Origin of the sequence: Phenylobacterium sp. J426 (assembly GCF_024699945.1) — a bacterium.
Classification (GTDB): Bacteria; Pseudomonadota; Alphaproteobacteria; order Caulobacterales; family Caulobacteraceae; genus Phenylobacterium.
The window spans coordinates 2,070,219-2,089,162 of record NZ_JAJOMY010000001.1 but is presented as its reverse complement, the minus strand read 5'-3'; the positions used below and the strand labels follow the sequence as shown (position 1 = coordinate 2,089,162).

Here is an 18,944-nt window from a genome sequence, read left to right as displayed (position 1 = left end):
GCCTTCTGCAAACCCGGCCGTTGGAGACGCCGTGACGCGACAAGCCCTTCTGGTCCGCAACGGCGGCAAGCCGGCCGCGTGGCTCCCGCCGGTGACTGCTCGCCTGGCCGGGGCCGGCGTCGTCGTGCGCGACTTTCCCACGCAGTCGGCCGAAGCCTGTCGGGCCGCGATCGCCGAGGAAGGCTCCGAGGCCGACCTGGTCATCGTCGCCGGCGGGGACGGCACGCTTGCCGGCGCGGCGTCCGCGCTGATCGAGGCGAACAGGCCCATGGGCATCCTGCCGCTCGGCACCGCCAACGATCTGGCTCGGACCCTGAAAATCCCCGCCGATCCCGTCCGCGCCGCCGAGATCATCGCCGCCGGCCGTACGCGGCGCATAGATTTGGGGATCGCGAACGGACACCCCTTCTTCAACGTCGCCAGCGTCGGCCTCGCCGCCGATGTCGCCGACGCTCTCCGGGCGGAGGAGAAGCGCACGCTCGGCCGTTTCGCCTATGCCGCCGCGGCCGCCCGCGTGCTCATCCGCGCCCGCCAGTTCCACGCCGAGATCCAGGCTGGCAGCTGCGAGCTCCACACGAAAAGCTACCAGGTCGCCATCGGCAACGGGCGCTACCATGGCGGGGGCGTCGCGGTGCGCGAGGACGCCGAGATCGATGACGGCCAGCTGATGCTCTACAGCCTTGAGCCGGGCAGTCTCTGGAAGGTCGCCCTGCTCGCGCCCCTCTTCAAACGCGGCGAGCATGTTCGCTGGGACGAGGTGCGCACCGCCACAGCCCGGTCCATGACCCTGCGGACCGACCGTCCGATGCCGGTCAACCTCGACGGCGACGTCGTCACCGAGACGCCCCTCGAGCTCAGCCTCCTGCCGAAAGCGGTGGAGGTCTTCGCCCCCTAGGCGGCCACCGCCCGACCGAGCCCGTCAGAGCCTGACGTGGCCGCGGCCGCATGCCCGGTCCGGCTTCACCGGGTGCTCGGCGGCTCGACGCTGTCGAGCGAAGCCGCGTGGCACGGAGGACGAAGATGCGCGTCGTGAGCCGCACTGCGCGCCTGTCCAGCTTCGGCGGACGGGACGGCCGAACCCGCTATGTCGCCACAGTCGCTCGGCATGCCGAGACCTAGGCCGCCGCGGGCTCCGGCGCGCCGACCCTCTCCCACTGCGACCACAGGCGCTTGGCCTCGGTCTTGGCGGGGCCGACGGAAGCGTCCTTCACGTGGCCGAAGCCGCGGATCTGCTGCGGCACGGCGGCGATCTTCACTGCCGTCGCCAGCCGGTCCTTCGTCAGCCCGTCCACCAACCGGTCGATCTGGCCCTCGAAGTCGGCGATCAGCCCGCGCTCCATCTTGCGCTCGGCGGTGTAGCCGAACACGTCGAGGGGGTGCCGCGCAGCCCCTTGAGGTTGGCCAGCACCGGGAAGGCGACGTCGAGCGTCCAGCCCGGGAAGGCCATCTTCTTCGGCTTGCCGTCCGGCCCCTTGCGGGCCAGCAGCGGCGGGGCCAGCCACACCTTGGCGCGACCGCCCTTGAAGCTTTCGGCCTTGTAGGCGGCGAAGCGGCCGTCCGAATGCAGCCGGGCGACCTCGTACTCGTCCTTGTAGGCCATCAGCTTGTAGAGGCTGATCGCCACCTGCCGGGTCAGCGCCTCCGAACCGAGACCCGCCTCCGCCGCCTGCACCTTGCGGACGCGGTCCAGGTAGCGCTGGGCGTAGGCCCTGTTCTGGTACTTCTCGAGCTCGGCCGCGCGATGGGCGATCAGCTCTTCCAGCGGCATGGTCTCAGGGGTGGCGACGTCATCTTCACGCGGCCCCTTCGCCTGAGGATCGAACGCCGCCTTCCGGCCGAGTTCGAAGGCCTGCAGGTTCTCTTCCGCCTGGACGCCGTTCAGCCGGATCGCGCGATAGAGCGCGCGGCTGGAGACCGGGATCACGCCCTTCTGCCAGGCGAAGCCCAGCATGATCATGTTGGCGTAGATCGCGTCGCCGAGGTTGGTCTCCGCCAGATGCTGAGCGGGCGCGGTGTCGTAGCTCTTCACCGCCGCGGCGATGCGACGGGCCTGGGCGTCGGCGTCGAAGCGCACGTCGCGGTCGGTGATGAAGTCGGCCGTCGGCGAGAAGTCGGCGTTGCCCACCGCCACCGTCCGGTCCTTGGCGTAGAGCGACAGCGCATCGGCGCCCGCCGCCACCAGGATGTCGCAGGCGATCAGCACATGGGCGCTCGCCGCCGGCACCCGCCCGCCGATCGTCGTCTCTTCCGTCTCGCCGATGCGGACGTGGCTGAACACCGCGCCGCCCTTCTGGGCTAGGCCGGTCATGTCCACCACCGAGGCCGAGCGGCCATCCACGTGGGCGGCCATGGCCAGGATCGAGGCCACGGTCGTGACGCCCGTGCCGCCCACGCCGGTGAAGACGATGTTCTTCACGCCGGTGAACGCCTCGAACGTCGGCAGCGGCGTCGAGTCCGCCGTCAGCGCCGGCATGGCCTCGCGGTGCGCGTTCTCGGCGCCGGTCAGGGTGATGAACGACGGACAGAAGCCGTCCAGGCACGAATAGTCCTGGTTGCAGGTCGATTGGTTGATCTTCCGCTTGCGGCCGAACTCGGTGTTCAGCGGCTCGACGGACACGCAGTGGCTTGTGCGCGAGCAGTCGCCGCAGCCTTCGCAGACCAGCGGGTTGATCATGGCCCGCATCGGCGCGGCGGCCATCTTGCCGCGCTTGCGTCGACGACGCTTTTCCGTGGCGCAGACCTGGTCGTAGATCAGCACCGTGGTGCCAGGCGTATCGCGCAGCTCGCGCTGCACCTTCATCAGGTCGGTGCGGGGGAAGACGTCGACGCCGGGCGCCAGGTCGCGAACGCCCTCGTAGCGCTCGGGCTCGGCGGCCACGACCACCACCTTCTTCACCCCTTCCGAGGCGAGCTGGCGGGTGATCTGCGGGACGGTGAAGCCGCTCTCGGCCTGCTGGCCGCCCGTCATCGCGACCGCGTCGTTGAACAGCAGCTTGTAGGTGATGTTCGACTTGGCCGCGACCGAGGCCCGGATCGCCAGCGAGCCCGAGTGGTTGTAGGTGCCGTCGCCGAGGTTGACGAAGACGTGCTTCTCCTCGGTGAAGGGCGCAGCGCCCACCCAGGTCAGGCCCTCGCCGCCCATGTGGCTGGTCAGGTCCGTCGACGGGTCGTTGAAGCTCGCCATGTAGTGGCAGCCGATGCCGGCCAGCGCGCGGCTGCCTTCCGGCAGGCGGGTCGAGGAGTTGTGCGGGCATCCCGAGCAGAAGAACGGCTTGCGCTGCTGGTCGGACGAGAGCGTCACCGCCGCCATCGAGGCCGCCGACACCCGGCTCAGATAGTCGTGCACCCGCTCCATGTGCGGGCCGGGCGGCAGGCGGTCGGCGATCGCCAGCGCGATCTCGGCCACCGAGAGGGATACGAGTTCCGACAGCAGCGGGCCGCCGTTCTCGTCGGTCTTGCCGATGATCTTCGGGCGGGCGTGCGCGGGCAGGTCGTAGAGCGCGGCCCGCGCCTGGGTTTCGATCAGCGGCCGCTTGTGCTCGATGACCATCATCGTCTCGAGGCCGGCGGCGAAGGCGCGGATGCCGGTCGGCTCGAGCGGCCAGGGCATGCCCACCTTGTAGATGGCGACGCCCAGCGACTGGGCCTCCGCCGGGCTAATGCCCATGGCGGAGAACGCCTCGATGACGTCCTTGTAGGCCTGGCCCTGGCAGACGATGCCGAGCCGGGGGCGGCTGCCGCCCAGCATCACGCGGTCGATGCGGTTGGCGCGGGCGAAGGCCAGCGCCGCCGGGATCTTCTGCGTGCGGAGCCGGCGCTCCTTGTCCAGCGGCTGGTCCTTCAGCCGAATGCCGAGGCCGCCCGCGGGAATGCGGAAGTTCTCCGGCAACGTGATCTTGTGGCGGTCGAGGCTGATGTCGATCGTCGCGCCGCTGTCCATCGTGTCGGCGAGCGCGATCAGGCCCACCCACAGGCCTGAGAAGCGCGACATCGCGTAGCCGAGGAGACCGTAATCGAGGACCTCCTGCACATCGGCCGGCGACAGCACCGGCATCTCGAAGTCCTGGAAGGCGTATTCCGATTGCGACGGGAGGGTCGACGACTTGCACGAATGGTCGTCGCCGGCCACCGCCAGCACGCCGCCCTTCGGGTACACGCCCGCGAAGTTGGCGTGCTTGAAGGCGTCGCCGGTACGGTCGACGCCCGGCGCCTTGCCGTACCACATGCCGAACACGCCGTCGTAACGCGCGCCCGGGAACAGGTTCGCCTGCTGCGACCCCCCAGACGGCGGTCGCCGCCAGGTCCTCGTTCAGGCCCTCCTTGAAGGTGACCTCGGCCGCCTTCAGGTGCTTGGCGGCGCGGGCGGCCTGCTGGTCCAGCCCCCCGAGGGGCGAACCGCGATAGCCCGAGACGAATCCTGCGGTGTTGAGGCCGGCCGCACGATCCAACCTGTGCTGGTCGATCATGACCCGCAGCAGCGTCTGGACCCCGGTGATGAAAACCCGGCCTTCGGTGAGCAGAAATTTGTCGTCGAGCGTCACATCCAGGTGCCGCATCGCAATTTTCTTCCTTTCGGGCCTTCCTCCGGCCCTGCAAGATCATATAGGTTCCGAGGAATTGCTTACCAAAAGCATGCCCCGACCGTGCGGTTCCGGGGCAAGAACGACGCTTTCGACTGCCGGGAGAAGGAGGAAAAGTTGTCTGAGGCCCTCGACGCCGTGGATGCCAAGATTCTGGATCTCATCCAGCACGACGCCGGCCTGTCGGTCGCCGAGATCGCGGATCGCGTAGGACTTTCCTCCAGCCCCTGCTGGCGCCGCATCAAGCGTCTGGAGGATGCAGGCGTCATTCAGCGCCGCGTGACGATCCTCGACCGGGACAAGCTTGGCCTTGGCTTCGAGGTCTACTGCACCGCCAAGCTGTCGCTCCCGACGAAGGAAAACCTCGACGCCTTCGAGCAGGCGATCACCAAGCTCTCGGAGGTGGTCCAGTGCGCCACCGTGACGGGCGCCGCCGATTACGAGCTCCGCATCGTCACGCGCGACATGCACGCCTTCGACGACTTCCTGCGCGAGAAGATCCTCTCGCTGGGCCTCGTCTCCAACATCGAGAGCCGGATTGTCATAAGGTCGGTGAAGAATACGACGGCCGCGCCGCTGGGCCTCGTCAGCCCCTATGTGAGCGCGCAGTCCTAGGTCTTAGGAGATTCCGATGATCGAGCTCGTCATCGACCAGCGCCGCAAGGATCTCGGCGGCTTCGAGGTCGGCCGCGTGCTGCCTTACGCCAAGCGCCGGACGGTCGGGCCGTTCATCTTCTTCGACCACATGGGGCCGGTGGAGTTCGCCCCGGGCTTCCCGCGCACGGTCGACGTGCGCCCGCATCCGCACATCGGCCTGTCGACCGTCACCTATCTGTTCGACGGCGAGATCACCCACCGCGACAGCGTGGGCGTCACCCAGAAGATCCACCCCGGCGAGGTCAACTGGATGACCGCGGGCTCGGGTATCACCCATTCCGAGCGGTTCGAGACGCTGCGCGCCGAGGGCGGCAAGATGCACGGCATCCAGGCCTGGTGCGCCCTGCCCGTCGAATTCGAGGAAGTCGACCCGTCCTTCGCTCATCACCCGACCTCTGACCTGCCCACCTATGAAGAGAACGGCCTGTGGGCCAGGCTGATCGTCGGAGAGGCGTTCGGCGCGAAGGCGAATGTGAAGACGCACTCGCCGATGTTCTACGTGCATTGGCGGCTCGCCGCGGGCGCCCAGGCGCAGCTCCCGGCCGAGTACCCAGAGCGTGCGGCCTATGTGGCCGAAGGCATCGTCGAGGTGGACGGCCGCCAGCACCAGGCCGGTCAGATGCTGGTGTTCCAGCCCGGCCAGCCGGTGCTGTTCACAGCGGTGACGCCCGCGATGGTCATGCTGCTGGGCGGGGAGCCGATCGGCCCCCGCTTCATCGAGTGGAACTTCGTCTCCTCGTCCAAGGACCGCCTCGAGCAGGCCAAGGCCGACTGGAAGGCCGGCCGCATGAAGCTGCCCGACGCCGACGACAGCGAGTTCATCCCCCTGCCGGAACCCGCCCCGCCGCCGAACCCGATGAGCTAGTCGTTCCCGCTCCGTTCTTGCAAAGCTACGTCTTCGGCGGTACGCGTCAGCGCAGAACCCCACTGCTCACCCGAGCTCGGCGGAGGCTTCTTGAGCATCTTGCAGGCGATAGCCATCCAGTTCGGCTTCTGGCTGCTTCTCATCATTGTTTGCAGCATATCGGTCTGGTTCTTTCGTAAGGCGCGCGATCGATGGTTCCCCAACCCGAACCGGAACTCAGAGGCGGCCGGAGCCTGGCGCGCTGCGCTTGCGCGCATGCGCAGGGCTGTGCGCCCGACACTGCTGCTCGTTCCAGCTAGGGATCCTGGATTTTCGAAGATCGGCGGTAAACCCAACCTCCCGTCCCAGACGCCTTGGCCAACAGGCGACCTGGGCCCACGCATCTTCGTCGCGCAGATTGATCTCGCCGCGTTCCAGCCGCACGTGCAGCTGGATTGGCTGCCGTCTGAAGGACGGCTCTATGCCTTCTTCGACGATGAGCGAAATGGCTGCCCAGACGTCGTCCGCATTCTCTACGCGCTGGAGCCCCCAGGACCTCCGGCCGAGCCGCCCCAGCCAGCGCCTGATAAGTGGCGGTTCGAGGAGCGGCGTGTCGGCTTCATGAAGTTCAACTCCGTCCCCAGCCTGGATTGGCTCGAGGTCGACTACGCGACCTTGGGCGATCACGCGGAGGACGAGGCAGGGGGCACGTTCGAGGATTGCGACCTCGGCGAAGAGATCGAGCATCGCATCGGCGGCTATCCCGCCGAGATCCAGGGCGGGCAGATGGCGATCGAGTGCGAGTACATGCGGCGAGGCCTCACGCGGGACTACAATGACGACGTTCCGGACGCGATCCGCCGCGCCGCGCGGGAATGGCGTCTGCTGCTGCAGATCGACAGCGATCCGGCGCTCAACATGAACTGGTGGGACGGCGGCCGGCTCTACGTCTTCGTGCGGGCGCGCGATGCCCTGCGCGGCGACTTCTCCAAGACCGTCACCATCACCCAGACGCACTGACCGCCGGTTGAGCGCCATCGGCGTGCACGTTAGACCCCCGCGATGAACGTCAGCGTCTTCGACCTCTTCAAGCTGGGGATCGGCCCCTCCAGTTCGCACACCATGGGCCCGATGACGGCGGCCTGCCGCTTCCTCGGCTGGCTGGACGAGGCGGTCGACCGTGTAGCCCGCGTCGAGACCACGCTCTACGCCTCGCTGGCGCTGACCGGCCGCGGTCACGCCACGGACCGGGCCGTCATCCTGGGCCTCGCCGGTTTCGAGCCGCGGACCATGGATCCCGACGCCGCCGACCAGGCGCTGGCGCGCATCCGCGACAGCGGCCGGCTGCCGCTGGGCGGCCACCGCGAGATCGGCTTCGACGCAGCCCGCGACATCCTCTGGGAAGGCCGCACCCGACTGCCGCAGCATCCCAACGCCCTGCGCTTCGCCGCCTACGACGACCAGGGCGTGCTGCTGGGCGAGCGGGCCTACTTCTCGATCGGCGGCGGCTTCGTCCGCGACGAGGGGGAAATGGGCCGCAACGACAGCCCCGATCGCGCCCTGCCGACGCCCTACCCCTTCACCTCCGGCGCCGAGCTGCTGGAGATGGCCGAGGCCGCGGGCCTGACCATCGCCGAGCTGATGATGGCCAATGAGAAGGTGCGTCGGCCGCAGACCGAGGTCGAGGCGGGCGTCGAGGAGATCGTGCAGGCCATGTACGCCTGCATCGACCGCGGCATGCGCACGGACGGCGTGCTGCCGGGCGGGCTGAACGTGCAGCGGCGGGCGAACCAGGTCTGGCGCGCCCTGGTGGAGGACGCCGACCGCCGCATCGCCGATCCGCTGGCGGCGCTCGACTGGGTGAACCTGTGGGCGCTGGCCGTGAACGAGGAGAACGCCGCCGGCGGCCGGGTCGTCACCGCGCCCACCAACGGCGCCGCCGGCCTGCTGCCGGCCGTGCTGCGCTACTACGACCGCTTCCACCAGGGGACGCCCAAGGGCCGGCGAACGTTCCTGCTGACCGCGGCCGCCATCGGCGCGCTCTACAAGACCAAGGCCTCGATCTCGGGCGCCGAGGTGGGCTGCCAGGGCGAGGTGGGCGTCGCCTGCTCGATGGCCGCGGCCGGGCTCGCCGCGGCGCTGGGCGCGACCAACGCCCAGATCGAGAACGCCGCCGAGATCGCCATGGAACACAATCTCGGCCTCACCTGCGACCCGATCGGCGGCCTGGTCCAGATCCCCTGCATCGAGCGCAACGCCATGGGCGCGGTAAAGGCGATCGACGCCGCCCGGCTGGCCCTCCTTGGAGATGGCCAGCACACCGTCAGCCTCGACAAGGTCATCGCCACCATGAAGCGCACCGGCGAGGACATGAGCGCCATCTACAAGGAGACATCGCTGGGCGGCCTGGCGGTCAATCTGGCCGAATGTTGAGCGCCATTGTCGGGATCGGCGCGCGCCGTTCGTCCTGGGCGCATAAGGTCATGGGGACCTGACCAGGAGACAAACGATGCGCGTCATGGTGATCGTGAAGGCCAACCCCGACAGCGAAGCCGGCAAGATGCCGTCGCCCGAGATGTTGGCCGAGATGGACCGCTACAACGACCAGCTGATCGCCGCGGGCGTGATGGTCGACGGCGCCGGCCTGAGGCCGCTGAAGGACAGCGTCCGCATCAGCTTCGACGGGCCCGAGCCCGTCGTGCTGGACGGGCCCTTCACCGAGACCAAGGAGCTGATCGCCGGCTACTGGATCTGGCAGGTCAAGGATCTGGACGACGCCGTCGCCTGGCTGAAGAAGGCCCCGTTCCAGGAAGGCGAGTTCGACATCCGTCCCTTCTTCGAGCCCGAGGACTTCGCCGGCGTCGCCAGCGACGAGCTCATCCAGAAGGAGATCGGCTGGCGCGAGAAGCAGCTGAAGGCGGTCGAGGTCGCCTCCTAGGCCGTCAGCGCCTTCCGGGTCTGCTCCCAATACTGGGCGCCGGTGATCAGCGTGACCGCCGCGGCCAGCCAGAACAGGCCGTGGGCGAAAGCGGCGAACCCGCCCTGGAGCGCCATGTCTTCCGGCAGGCTGAAGGCGCCCCAGGAGATGACGATCAGCTCCAGGGTCAGGGCCGTGAGCTGCAGGGTGGTCTTCCACTTGGCGAGCAGGGTGACCGGCAGCTTCACGCCCTTGCCGGCGCCCACCTCGCGCAGCGCGCTGACGGTGAACTCGCGGAACAGGATGAGTCCGGCCGGCAGGGTCACCCAGGCCTTCTGGTCGCCCGCCGCGAGCAGGCCCAGCACGGCGCCGCAGACCAGCACCTTGTCGCCGATCGGATCGAGGATCGCCCCCCACACGCTGGTGGCGTCCAGCTTACGCGCCAGCCAGCCGTCGAAGAAGTCGGTCACGGCCGCCACCACGAAGGCGATCACCGCCCACCGCTGCAGCGCGAACTGCTGGGGCACATCGAGTCGCTCGGACACGTAGGGCAGGCCGCCCACGGCCGCCGCCAGGGCCACGAACATGAAGAGCGCCATGACGAGGCGCAGCGACGTCAGGATGTTCGGCAGAGCTTTCATGAGGGAATCGAGCGTCCGGTCAGCGGGTTCGTTCCCAAGCTTAGCCGTTCACGCGCGCCGCCGTCAGGCCTTGTGGAAGTGATCGTAGATGCGCTGCGCCAGCTGTTCGCTGACGCCCTCCACCTTGGCGAGGTCAGCCACCGAGGCGCGGCTGACGCCCCGGGCCGAGCCGAAGGTGTGCAGTAGGGCGCGCTTGCGGCCAGGTCCCACGCCGTCGATCTCGTCGAGCGGGTTCTTCTTGAGATCCATCGAGCGGCGAGTCCGATGGCTTCCGATCGCGAACCGGTGCGCCTCGTCGCGCAGCCGCTGCAGGTAGTAGAGCACCGGCGACTTGTGATCGAAGCGGAACGGCTCCTTGCCGGGAATGAAGAAGCGCTCCATCCCGGCGTCGCGGTCCTGGCCCTTGGCGACGCCCACCACCGGGATGTCGTCGACCCCGAGGTCGGCCATCACCTCCATGACCGCAGCGATCTGGCCTGCGCCGCCGTCGATCAGCACGAGGTCGGGGCGGATGGCCTCGCCGCCCTCCTCCTCTTCCTTGACCAGCCGGGAGAAGCGCCGCCTCAGCACCTCCTTCATCATCCCGAAGTCGTCGCCCGGCGCGATGTCGGAGCCCTTGATGTTGAACTTCCGATACTGGCTCTTCTGGAAGCCCTCCGGCCCCGCCACGATCATGCCGCCGACCGCATTGGTCCCCATGATGTGGCTGTTGTCGTACACCTCGATGCGCTCGGGCCGCGCCTCCAGGCCGAAGGCCTCGCAGACGCCATCCAGCAGCTTCCCCTGAGCCGAGCTCTCCGCCATCTTCCGGCCCAGCGCCTCGCGGGCGTTGGTGAGCGCATGCTGCACGAGCTGCCGCTTCTCGCCCCGCTGGGGCAGGCTGATCTCGACCTTGCGCTCGGCCTTCTGGCCCAGCGCCTCGGACAGCAGCTCACATTCGGAGGGGAGGAGATTCACCAGGATCAGCTTGGGGATCGGCTTGTCGTCGTAGAACTGGCCGAGGAAGGCGCTCATCACCTCGGCGTCCTCGTCCGACTTGTCGACGCGGGGGAAGTAGGCCCGGTTGCCCCAGTTCTGGCCCGCGCGGAAGAAGAACACCTGGACGCAGGCCTGACCGCCTTCGGCGTGCAGGGCGAAGACATCGGCCTCGTCCACCGTCTCGGGATTGATCTGCTGCTCCTGGGCCACCGAGGCCAGGGCGCGGATGCGGTCGCGCAGGCGCGCTGCGCGCTCGAACTCGAGGTCCTCGGAGGCCGCCTGCATTTCCTTCGCCATGCGGTCCATGACGGCGCGGCTCTTGCCGCGCAGGAAGGCTCCGGCCTCGTTCACCAGGCCATTGTAGTCGTCGAGGCTAATCAGCCCCGTGCACGGCGCCGAACAGCGGCGGATCTGGTGCAGCATGCAAGGCCGGGTGCGGGTCTCGTACACGCTGTCCGAGCATGACCGCAGCAGGAACGCCTTCTGGAGCGTGTTCAACGTGCGATTGACCGCCCAGGCGCTGGCGAAGGGGCCGAAGTAGTCGCCCTTGATCGAATGGGCGCCACGGTGCTTGCGCAACTGCGGCGCCTCGTGGTCGCGCCGGATGACGATCTCGGGGAAGCTCTTGTCGTCCCGGAGCAGGACGTTGAAGCGCGGCTTGAGCTGCTTGATGAGATTGATCTCGAGCAGCAGCGCGTCCGTCTCGGTCCGGGTGGTGACGAACTCCATCGCCCGCGTCAGGTCCACCATGTGGGCGATGCGCTGGGTGTGGAAGCGACCTTGGGCATATTGAAGCACCCGCTTCTTCAGCGAGCGCGCCTTGCCTACGTAAAGCACCTCGCCGTCCTCGCCGATCATGCGATAGACGCCGGGCCGGTCAGGCAGCCGCTTGACCTCGTCCTTGATGAGCTGGGCGCCCTTCAGCGGCGCCCTCGTTGTCGAGCATGGGCAACATATAGGCCGGTTCGCGCCGGTCGACAGTGCGGCGAAGGAACAAGCGAGGCCGTGGGACGTTGGGAATCAGTTCGGCTGGGGGTTTGATGCACGCGATCGACGACGTAGCGCCGGGCGCGGTGGCCGCGCCGGACTTCCGCGCGCTCTTCGAACGCCTGCCCAGCCCGTACATGATCCTCGATCGCGAGCTCCGCTACGTCGAGGCGAACGCCGTCTATTGCGAAATCCTCGAGCGCGAGCGCGAAGACCTCATCGGCCGCAACATCTTCGATGCCTTCCCGGACAACGGCGAAAGCGGCCGCCGCCTGCGCGCCTCGTTCGAGCGCGTTCTGGCGACAGGCCAGCCCGACTCCCTGCCTCTCATCCCCTATCCCATCGAACGCCCGGCTAGCCGAGGCGGCGGCTTCGAGATGCGGTACTGGTCGGCGGTGCACGTGCCCTTGGTGTCCGCCGATGGCTGCACCGATTTCATCGTCCAGAACACCGTCGACGTCACCGAACTGCAGCGCCTGAAGGAGATGGCTTACGGGCCCGGCGGCCGATCGGCGCCCGCGCCGGGTGAAACGGACCTGTTTCAGCGCGCTCAGGAGGCCGAGGCGCTCAATCAGACGCTGATGCAGGAATCTCAGGGCCTGCGGGACCTGTTCATGCAGGCCCCTGGTTTCATGGCGGTGCTCACAGGCGAAGACCTGACCTTTGCGCTCGTCAACAACGCCTACCAGCAACTGATCGGCCACCGGAAGGTCATCGGCCTGCCGATCGACAGCGCCTTGCCGGAAGTGCGCGCCCAGGGGTTCGTCACCCTGCTCGAACAGGTCATGCGGACCCGGGAGCCTCACGTCGGCCAGGCCACCAGCGTGCGGCTGCAGCGCGCCCCCGGAGCCCCGCTGGAGGAGCGGTTCGTCGATTTCGTCTTCCAGCCCATCGTAGCGCCTTCCGGCGAGGCTTGGGGCGTGTTCGTCGAAGGAAGCGACGTCACCAGCCGGGTGCTGGCCGAGCGCCAGCAGAAACTGCTGGTCGACGAGTTGAACCATCGGGTGAAGAACACCTTGGCGACGGTGCAGGCGATCGCGGCGCAGACGCTCCGGTCCGCCGACGATCTGGAAACGTTTCGGATAGCCTTCGAATCTCGCCTCATGGCGCTGTCGGCGACCCATGATCTGCTGACCGCCACCAGCTGGCGCAGCGCCAAGCTTCGGGATGTGCTCGGCGTCGAGTTCAAGCCGTACGGACCGGAGCGCTATCGGCTCCAGGGGCCGGATGTCGCGCTATCGCCGGCAGAGGCGCTGGCGCTCGGGCTGCTGTTCCACGAACTTGCGACCAATGCCGCCAAGTACGGGGCGCTTTCGACCTCTGCAGGCTGTATCGAGGTTGATTGGGCGGTCGGCGCGAAGTCGCTAGAGCTGTCGTGGCGAGAGCGAGGCGGCCCGACGGTGGCGCCGCCCCAGCGGCGCGGCTTCGGCTCCCGGCTCATCGAGCGCAGCTTGAAAGGCGCTCTGGGGGGCGAGGCCGTGCTCGACTTCAGCCCGGAGGGGCTCGTCTGCCGCATCAACCTGCCGCTATCGGAAGCCCACTAGATCTTCACGGCTCCGGCCGACAGTTTCTCGAAGACGGTCCTGGTGATCTTCACATATCCCTTCTTGGGGTCGTGGAAGAAGAGGGGCCCCTTGATCTTGGCCGGGTCGTAGCCGTCCGCGACGAGATCCATCTTGCGGATCTTGAAGGTCCCGGTGGTGTCGATCGCGGGTAGGATGCGGACGAACAGCGGCTGGGCGTACGTGGGCAGCTCTCGAGCCACGTGCTCGCCGAACAGCTTGATGTCGAATTCGGGCCCAACCACCAGGGCGGCCATGCCGGCACGGCCGTCGGCGCCGTCGACCGTCACGCCGTAGACCGTGGCCTGAGCAACCCCTGGGCCGGCTTGCAGGCGTTCGGCGACCTCATTGGTCGACACGTTCTCGCCCTTCCAACGGAAGGTGTCGCCGATCCGGTCCACGAAGTAGAGGTAGCCGTCCGCGTCCATCCGCATCAGGTCGCCGGTGGCGAACCAGGCGTCGCCCTTTTCGAAGACGTCACGGAGGATCTTCTTCTCGGAGGCCTGGCGGTCGAGGTAGCCCGAGTATTCGGCCCTGGCGTCGCCGCCGATCTTGCCGATGCACTCGCCGATCTGGCCGGGCCCGCACTCGATGCAGAAGCCGTCCGTTCCGCGCACAACCTTCTCCTGTTCGACGTCGAACTGGACGAGGCGGATGTTGAAGCGCTTGCGGAGCCATTTCGGAGCGCGGCCGATGGCCCCTTCGCGGCCGTCGAAGTTGAAGAGGCTGACGTTGCCTTCAGTGGAGCCGTAGAACTCGAGGATGTCGGGGATGCGGAAGCGCTGCTTCATCACCGGCCAGATGTCGGGGCGCAGGCCGTTGCCGAAGGCGAGGCGAATCTTGTGCCGGGTCTCGTCGGGCACCTCCTCGTGATTGACGAGGTATCGGCAGAGCTCCCCGATGTAGACGAACATGGTGCAGCCCTCAGCGACCACTTCGGGCCAGAAGTGGGTCGCCGAAAACTTGCGTCGCAAGACGATAGAGCCACCGTTCAGCAGGGCCGCGCCCATCGCGCAGAGGCCACCGGTCGCGTGGTAGAGCGGCAGGGCGACATAGATGCGGTCGCTCGCCTTGGCGCCGGTCGAGCCGGCGAAGCCGCGCATGTAGAGCTGGGCGCGCATGTGCGTGATGCGGGCCGCCTTGGGCATGCCGGTGGTGCCCGAGGTGAAGATCAGGAGCGCGGTGTCGGCCGCGGTCATGCCGTCGCGCACCGCACGATCGGGCGGCAGCTGACTGCAGCTCTTGAGCGCCTGCACCAGATCGCGCTGGCCGCCGTGGGCGGGGCCCAGGATCCACTGCTGCAGCGGCTTCTCGACGAGCGTCCTGGCCTGCTCGAAGGCCGGCGAGGTCTCGGCGTCGACAATGACGTGGGCGGCGCCCGAGATGTTCAGGCAGTGCGCCAGCGGCAGGCCGGCGAGCTGGTTGTTGATGAGCGCGGTGACGACGCCGACCTTGGACAGGCCGTACCAGACCGCGAGGTATTCCAGCCGGTTCGGCATGAACAGCGCCACGACCTGGCCGCGGCGTAGGCCCAGCCCCTTGGCCCAGTGGGCATAGCGGTTGGCCATGGCGTCGAGCTCGCCATAGCTGACGGTGCGGCCCTCGAAGGTGATCGCCCGACGGTCCCGGTGAGCATCCATCGCCGCCTGCAGGTCGTCGCAGATGAGGTTCGTGCTCTCCTTCGAGATCGACTTCACCCGCTTCAACGTGCGGTTCAGCCCGCGCACGAAACGCAACTCGCGCTGAAGCCTGGCCTTGAGGCGCATCAATTCCTCCGACGTGACGGCGGCAAGCTTGGAGAGGGCCGGCCCGAACGGTCAAGCGAGGCCTGCAGCGCCAAGTGACGCGCCGGTCGCATAGGCGCGGGGCGCGGCGCCGGTGCAACACGCGCGACGTCGATGCGTTACAGGCTGCCGCGCCGCATTGCGGCGAATCTTGGGCTTGAGCCGATCAGTCGGCGAGTGGAAGAGCACGCCGCCGAAACAGCACGCCCCAAGACATATGGCCATACCTTCCGAAGAACAGGGGCGGCTTGACCACAGTTTCCCACACACCATGACTTGCCATTATTCCGCCACAGCTCAGCTCACGCTGGCTGTAGATGGAACTTGCCCCGCAGATCATCGTTTTGACTTAGCGACACTTTCTGGAGGGACAACAATGTCCATGGATCATACCGGCATGACGGGCAATGGGGCCCGCTCGTCGGACGACAACGCTGTAACCGACGCCCCGCTGATGTCGGCCACCCCGGTCTGGGAAACCCGCGGCAAGAAGCGCCGCGGCATGGGCCGCGCGAGCGCCGCGGGCGCGGCGACGACGGTGGCGGCCGAGCCGCGCAGCTTCGAGCCTTCCGGCGAGGGCGCGATCGGCGAGACCCCGAAGGGGGAGACCCGGCTGCACGAAACCCGTCCGATGGCCGAGCCGGTGCGCACCTATGAGCCGACCCGCCACGGGACGACCACGGCCTCGGCGGCGATGGCGGCCGACCCGATGACCGGCCGCCCAGACCTGACGACTCGTGCGGACGACGACGCGGGCCTGATCTCGCCGATCGGCCGCACCCGCACCGCCGCTCCGGCCCGCCGCAGCGGCGCGCCGATGGCCGCGATCGCGGCCGGCGTCGTGGCCCTCGGCGCCGTGGGCGCCGCCGGCTGGTACGCCACCCGCGGCGGGGACGGCGTGGCCGAACTGACGCCCGGCGCCGACAGCCTGGCGGTGGCCGAGGCTCCGATGACGACGGAGCCGGCGATGGCCACGCCCTCGGCATCGACCACCTCGACCGCTCCGGGCGCCCTGGCCGCGGCCACGCCCGCGCCATCGACGCCCGCCGCCGAGCGCACGTCCACGATCCGCACCGCCCAGGTCCGGAGCGACGCGCCCGCCCGCCCGGCCGCGGCCACCGGCGCCGCCAGCGCCGCGGATCAGGGCATCGACGCCAGCGGAACCGCCAGCCTGCCGGCCGGCCCGCAGGCCTACTCGACCCTGAACCCGGGTTCGGGCGGCGCGGCTGCGACGCCGGACGCCACCGGCGCCTCGGCCGTGACCACCGCGCCGGCCACGGCGACGCCGGCCCCGATGCCGAGCACCCCGCCGATCATCTCGGTGACGCCGGCGCCCGTGCCGACGCCGGCCGAGACGGCGCCGTCGGGCGTCACGCCGCCGCAATAGGCGGCCACGCGTTTCCGTTGGGGCCCCCTCGCCGGAGGGGATCAGGAGGGCGGCGTCCGGTCCGGGCGCCGCCCTCTTCACATGCTTGGATCGGTCCAGGCCGCGTGGCGCGTCGTCGGGCAAAGCAACGGGCCAAAAAAACGCCCGGCGTCCTTGGGGGCGCGCCGGGCGAAGTACCGTTTCGACCCCCTCGATATACAACCCGCAGGGGAAATTGCGACGGCGTCCTGTCGCCTCACGGGAAAATACGCTAGTGGCGCATCTGGGCGATGCGCGCTCGGGTCGCATCGCGCGCCGCGCCGTCATTTGGCATTCACCGGCGGCACGTCATATCCAGCCGCCGACCATCCGGCCGACCGTCCGTGGGGAGTTCCGCATGTCCGAACCGATCAGCAAGCAGCTGGTGGCCGAGTGGGCCTCGGCGGGTCTTGTGCTGCTGTCGGGCGCAACGGCGGGCCACTTCGCCGCCGTCGGCATGAACCTGTTCCAATGGGGCGGCGCAGCCGCGGCCGTGATCGGCTCGATCAGCGTGGCCGTGGCGGTGCGCGTGTGGCCGGCGCCCGAGAAGGCCGAAGCCGGCGCCAAGAGCCGCGACTAGCGACCGACCATGGGGCGGCGCCAGGCCGCCTCCGAACGGCGCAGGATGGCAAGCCCTCCCGAGCTGTGCAGGAATGTTCGGATGCGAACAGCGGCCTTGTCCTTACTGCTGCTCCTCGCCGCCGGCGTTGCGGCCCAAGCCCAGCCCGCGCCGGGAGCTCCGAGCTCCGCGCCCTCGCCTGCGGCCGTGGAAGCGCTGTCCGAGGTTCTCGACAACCTGCAGCGCCAGGACCAGCAGCGGCGGACGGCCGCTGGGGCAGACCATCCGGACAGGCTGTTCGCTGAGCTGACCCGGCAGCTTGAGGCCAGTGACGCGGCGGTGGATGCGGCGATCCTGGCGGAGGCTTCAGGCCATGCGCCGGCGGCCGCGTTGCGCCCCATCGCCCAGCTCGAAGGACGCACGCCCCTTCTCCCGCGCCTGATGGCCGATATGCAGACGGTGTCGCCGAGAACCGTCGCCTATGCCCAGCTCGTCGCCCGTTCCCTCGACAAGGCCCCCTCGGACGGCCCGCGACCGTCCCGGGCGCTGGCGCTGGCGGCGGCGGACGCCTGGAAGGCCGAGCTTGCCCGCCTGCGGTCGGACCCGATCGTACAGGTGGAGATCGCCGCCCTGGCGAACGCCTACGCCCGCCTGGGCGAACTGCAGGCGGCGCGGAGCGTCGTCGACTTCGATCCCCGCGACGGCCCGCTGGCCCGCCTCGAGGTCCTCACGGCGGCCCTCGCCTGGGACGAAGCCGCCGATCTTGCGGCGCGAACGGATGCGCCGGCGGTCGCGGCCGCGATGATGCGGGCCGAGGAGGCTGAACGCGCGGCCGAGCGCGACCGCCGATCGGCCGCCGAGGCGCGGCTCGCCGCCCTGCTTCCGGGCTTCGACCAGGCTCCGGATCCGGCGGACATCGAGGCGCTGGCGGCGGTCCACCTGGCGCAGGCGCGTGAAGAGCTGCTTGAGGCCGCCCGCACCTCCGCCGACCCCGCCACCGTCCAGCGGATCGAAGAACGCCTCGCGCGGAGCCCTCAGGGCGCGGGAGCCCGGCGAGGAAAGATCCACTGAGGGTCGACGGCGGACAGTCGTAGGATCCGCCGAGAGGCGGTCGGCAGGCAGGCGGGCTCGCGGGGCGCGGCGCCTCCGCTACGAGCTGTAGGAATGTTGTTGTGACCGGCGATCCAACGCCAGGACGGGCCGGCTGCTCATGCCTTTGGCCCTCGCCGACGCTAGAGGCCTCGGGCGATGTGTGCCCGAGGCCGTTGCGAGATCCGGTCAGCAGCAGGAGGCCGCGGCTTCTTGCTTCGGCTGCGCCGCGCTTCCGCAGCAAGCCGCAGCGGCGGGAGCGAGCGCTGCGGGGGGAGCGAGTGCTGCGGCCGACGGGTCTTCGCCGTACGTGGTCGCCTCACCGAAGGTGTAGAACGTCTCCCAACGTACGCCCGCCGGATCGTTCACCCAGGTCTTGTCGGATTTCGCGTAGCAGCACGTCGTCGCCTCCTGATCAAAGGTGTCCGCGCCAGCCGACTTCAGGCGCAAGGACAAGGCTTGAAGCTCTTCCGGCGTGTCCGTCTGAATGCCGATGTGATCCACGCCGGCCGCTGCTGTGGCGCGCTGGGAGATGGCGAAGTTCACACGAGGATCGTCCAACATCCACTTGGCGTAGTCGTCCTTCACCACGCTGGGCGGCGCGCCGAAGAGCGTCTCGTAGAAGCGGATGGATTGGGCGAGGTCAGGGACGCTGACGTGCAGGTGCATGCGTTGCATGGGTAATCCTCCTTCGATCTATATTTCGATTATTCTGGAAATATGGATTCGTCAATGCGTCAGGTCACATTTTCCGGGATCAGCCGCTCCATCACCACGCAGTCGCGCCACACGCCGCCGAGCTTGCCGTGCTTCTCATGCACGCCCAGAGGTCCTGAAGCCCTTGGGCTCCGTGGGCCCCAAGCCGGCGCCGTCTCAGGGAAGAGGCGGCCCGGGAGCTTCCGGAGCCCGACCCCGCCGCGATGACGGCAGCGTCTCCGAGC

General features: G+C 68.7%; 14 protein-coding genes and 1 pseudogene. 10 read left to right on the top strand and 5 right to left on the bottom strand.

Annotation, left to right across the window (positions count from 1 at the left end):
• Positions 1 to 31: 31 nt before the first annotated feature.
• Positions 32 to 895, top strand: a complete 864-nt coding sequence (locus LRS10_RS11010; RefSeq protein ID WP_257837293.1) for a lipid kinase — start codon at positions 32 to 34, stop codon at positions 893 to 895.
• A gap of 220 nt (positions 896 to 1,115) precedes the next feature.
• Here the strand turns inward: LRS10_RS11010 and LRS10_RS11005 are convergent.
• Positions 1,116 to 4,556 (bottom strand): annotated as a pseudogene (locus LRS10_RS11005) (indolepyruvate ferredoxin oxidoreductase family protein).
• A gap of 141 nt (positions 4,557 to 4,697) precedes the next feature.
• Here LRS10_RS11005 and LRS10_RS11000 point away from each other — a divergent pair.
• The 5 genes from LRS10_RS11000 (at position 4,698) to LRS10_RS10980 (ending at position 9,019) form a co-directional block, all read left to right on the top strand.
• Positions 4,698 to 5,195 (top strand): Lrp/AsnC family transcriptional regulator, encoded by a 498-nt coding sequence (locus LRS10_RS11000; protein ID WP_257837292.1) that lies wholly within the window; start codon positions 4,698 to 4,700, stop codon positions 5,193 to 5,195.
• Positions 5,196 to 5,211: 16 nt separating this feature from the next.
• Positions 5,212 to 6,102, top strand: a complete 891-nt coding sequence (locus LRS10_RS10995) for a pirin family protein (protein WP_257837291.1) — start codon at positions 5,212 to 5,214, stop codon at positions 6,100 to 6,102.
• Between the two features lie 90 nt (positions 6,103 to 6,192).
• Entirely contained in the window at positions 6,193 to 7,101 is a 909-nt protein-coding gene (locus LRS10_RS10990; protein ID WP_257837290.1) for a YwqG family protein, read from the top strand.
• Positions 7,102 to 7,143: 42 nt separating this feature from the next.
• Entirely contained in the window at positions 7,144 to 8,514 is a 1,371-nt protein-coding gene (locus LRS10_RS10985; protein WP_257837289.1) for an L-serine ammonia-lyase, read from the top strand.
• A 76-nt stretch (positions 8,515 to 8,590) separates the two neighbouring features.
• Positions 8,591 to 9,019, top strand: a complete 429-nt coding sequence (locus LRS10_RS10980) for a YciI family protein (protein WP_257837288.1) — start codon at positions 8,591 to 8,593, stop codon at positions 9,017 to 9,019.
• Here LRS10_RS10980 and pgsA read toward each other — a convergent pair.
• Complete coding sequence (gene pgsA / locus LRS10_RS10975) at positions 9,016 to 9,639, bottom strand: CDP-diacylglycerol--glycerol-3-phosphate 3-phosphatidyltransferase (RefSeq protein WP_257837287.1); 624 nt, start codon at positions 9,637 to 9,639, stop codon at positions 9,016 to 9,018. The two genes, LRS10_RS10980 and pgsA, sit on opposite strands and share 4 nt — an antisense overlap.
• A gap of 63 nt (positions 9,640 to 9,702) precedes the next feature.
• On the bottom strand, positions 9,703 to 11,598 hold the full coding sequence (uvrC, locus tag LRS10_RS10970) for an excinuclease ABC subunit UvrC (RefSeq protein WP_257839137.1): 1,896 nt from the start codon (positions 11,596 to 11,598) through the stop codon (positions 9,703 to 9,705).
• A gap of 59 nt (positions 11,599 to 11,657) precedes the next feature.
• Here uvrC and LRS10_RS10965 point away from each other — a divergent pair, with 59 nt between their 5' ends.
• Positions 11,658 to 13,148: a sensor histidine kinase gene (locus LRS10_RS10965; protein WP_257837286.1), complete on the top strand. Its 1,491-nt coding sequence runs from the start codon at positions 11,658 to 11,660 to the stop codon at positions 13,146 to 13,148.
• On the opposite strand, the gene LRS10_RS10960 is transcribed toward LRS10_RS10965, so the two are convergent.
• Complete coding sequence (locus tag LRS10_RS10960; RefSeq protein WP_257837285.1) at positions 13,145 to 14,932, bottom strand: long-chain-acyl-CoA synthetase; 1,788 nt, start codon at positions 14,930 to 14,932, stop codon at positions 13,145 to 13,147. The genes LRS10_RS10965 and LRS10_RS10960 overlap by 4 nt on opposite strands.
• A 394-nt stretch (positions 14,933 to 15,326) precedes the next feature.
• On the opposite strand from LRS10_RS10960, the gene LRS10_RS10955 reads away from it, so the two are divergent.
• The 3 genes from LRS10_RS10955 (at position 15,327) to LRS10_RS10945 (ending at position 17,985) form a co-directional block, all read left to right on the top strand.
• Positions 15,327 to 16,337, top strand: a complete 1,011-nt coding sequence (locus LRS10_RS10955; protein WP_257837284.1) for a hypothetical protein — start codon at positions 15,327 to 15,329, stop codon at positions 16,335 to 16,337.
• Positions 16,338 to 16,713: 376 nt separating this feature from the next.
• On the top strand, positions 16,714 to 16,935 hold the full coding sequence (locus LRS10_RS10950; RefSeq protein WP_257837283.1) for a hypothetical protein: 222 nt from the start codon (positions 16,714 to 16,716) through the stop codon (positions 16,933 to 16,935).
• Positions 16,936 to 17,031: 96 nt separating this feature from the next.
• Entirely contained in the window at positions 17,032 to 17,985 is a 954-nt protein-coding gene (locus tag LRS10_RS10945; RefSeq protein WP_257837282.1) for a hypothetical protein, read from the top strand.
• A 207-nt stretch (positions 17,986 to 18,192) separates the two neighbouring features.
• Here LRS10_RS10945 and LRS10_RS10940 read toward each other — a convergent pair whose 3' ends face one another.
• Positions 18,193 to 18,681: an ArsI/CadI family heavy metal resistance metalloenzyme gene (locus LRS10_RS10940; RefSeq protein ID WP_257837281.1), complete on the bottom strand. Its 489-nt coding sequence runs from the start codon at positions 18,679 to 18,681 to the stop codon at positions 18,193 to 18,195.
• Positions 18,682 to 18,944 lie beyond the last annotated feature (263 nt).

Excerpts from the sequence above, each read along its gene's own strand:
- pgsA (WP_257837287.1), bottom strand. The coding sequence starts at position 9,639 with ATGAAAGCTCTGCCGAACATCCTGACGTCGCTGCGCCTCGTCATGGCG.
- LRS10_RS10995 (WP_257837291.1), top strand. The coding sequence starts at position 5,212 with ATGATCGAGCTCGTCATCGACCAGCGCCGCAAGGATCTCGGCGGCTTC.
- LRS10_RS10955 (WP_257837284.1), top strand. The coding sequence starts at position 15,327 with ATGTCCATGGATCATACCGGCATGACGGGCAATGGGGCCCGCTCGTCG.
- LRS10_RS10980 (WP_257837288.1), top strand. The coding sequence starts at position 8,591 with ATGCGCGTCATGGTGATCGTGAAGGCCAACCCCGACAGCGAAGCCGGC.
- LRS10_RS10985 (WP_257837289.1), top strand. The coding sequence starts at position 7,144 with ATGAACGTCAGCGTCTTCGACCTCTTCAAGCTGGGGATCGGCCCCTCC.
- LRS10_RS10965 (WP_257837286.1), top strand. The coding sequence starts at position 11,658 with ATGCACGCGATCGACGACGTAGCGCCGGGCGCGGTGGCCGCGCCGGAC.
- LRS10_RS10950 (WP_257837283.1), top strand. The coding sequence starts at position 16,714 with ATGTCCGAACCGATCAGCAAGCAGCTGGTGGCCGAGTGGGCCTCGGCG.
- LRS10_RS10940 (WP_257837281.1), bottom strand. The coding sequence starts at position 18,681 with ATGCAACGCATGCACCTGCACGTCAGCGTCCCTGACCTCGCCCAATCC.
- LRS10_RS10960 (WP_257837285.1), bottom strand. The coding sequence starts at position 14,932 with ATGCGCCTCAAGGCCAGGCTTCAGCGCGAGTTGCGTTTCGTGCGCGGG.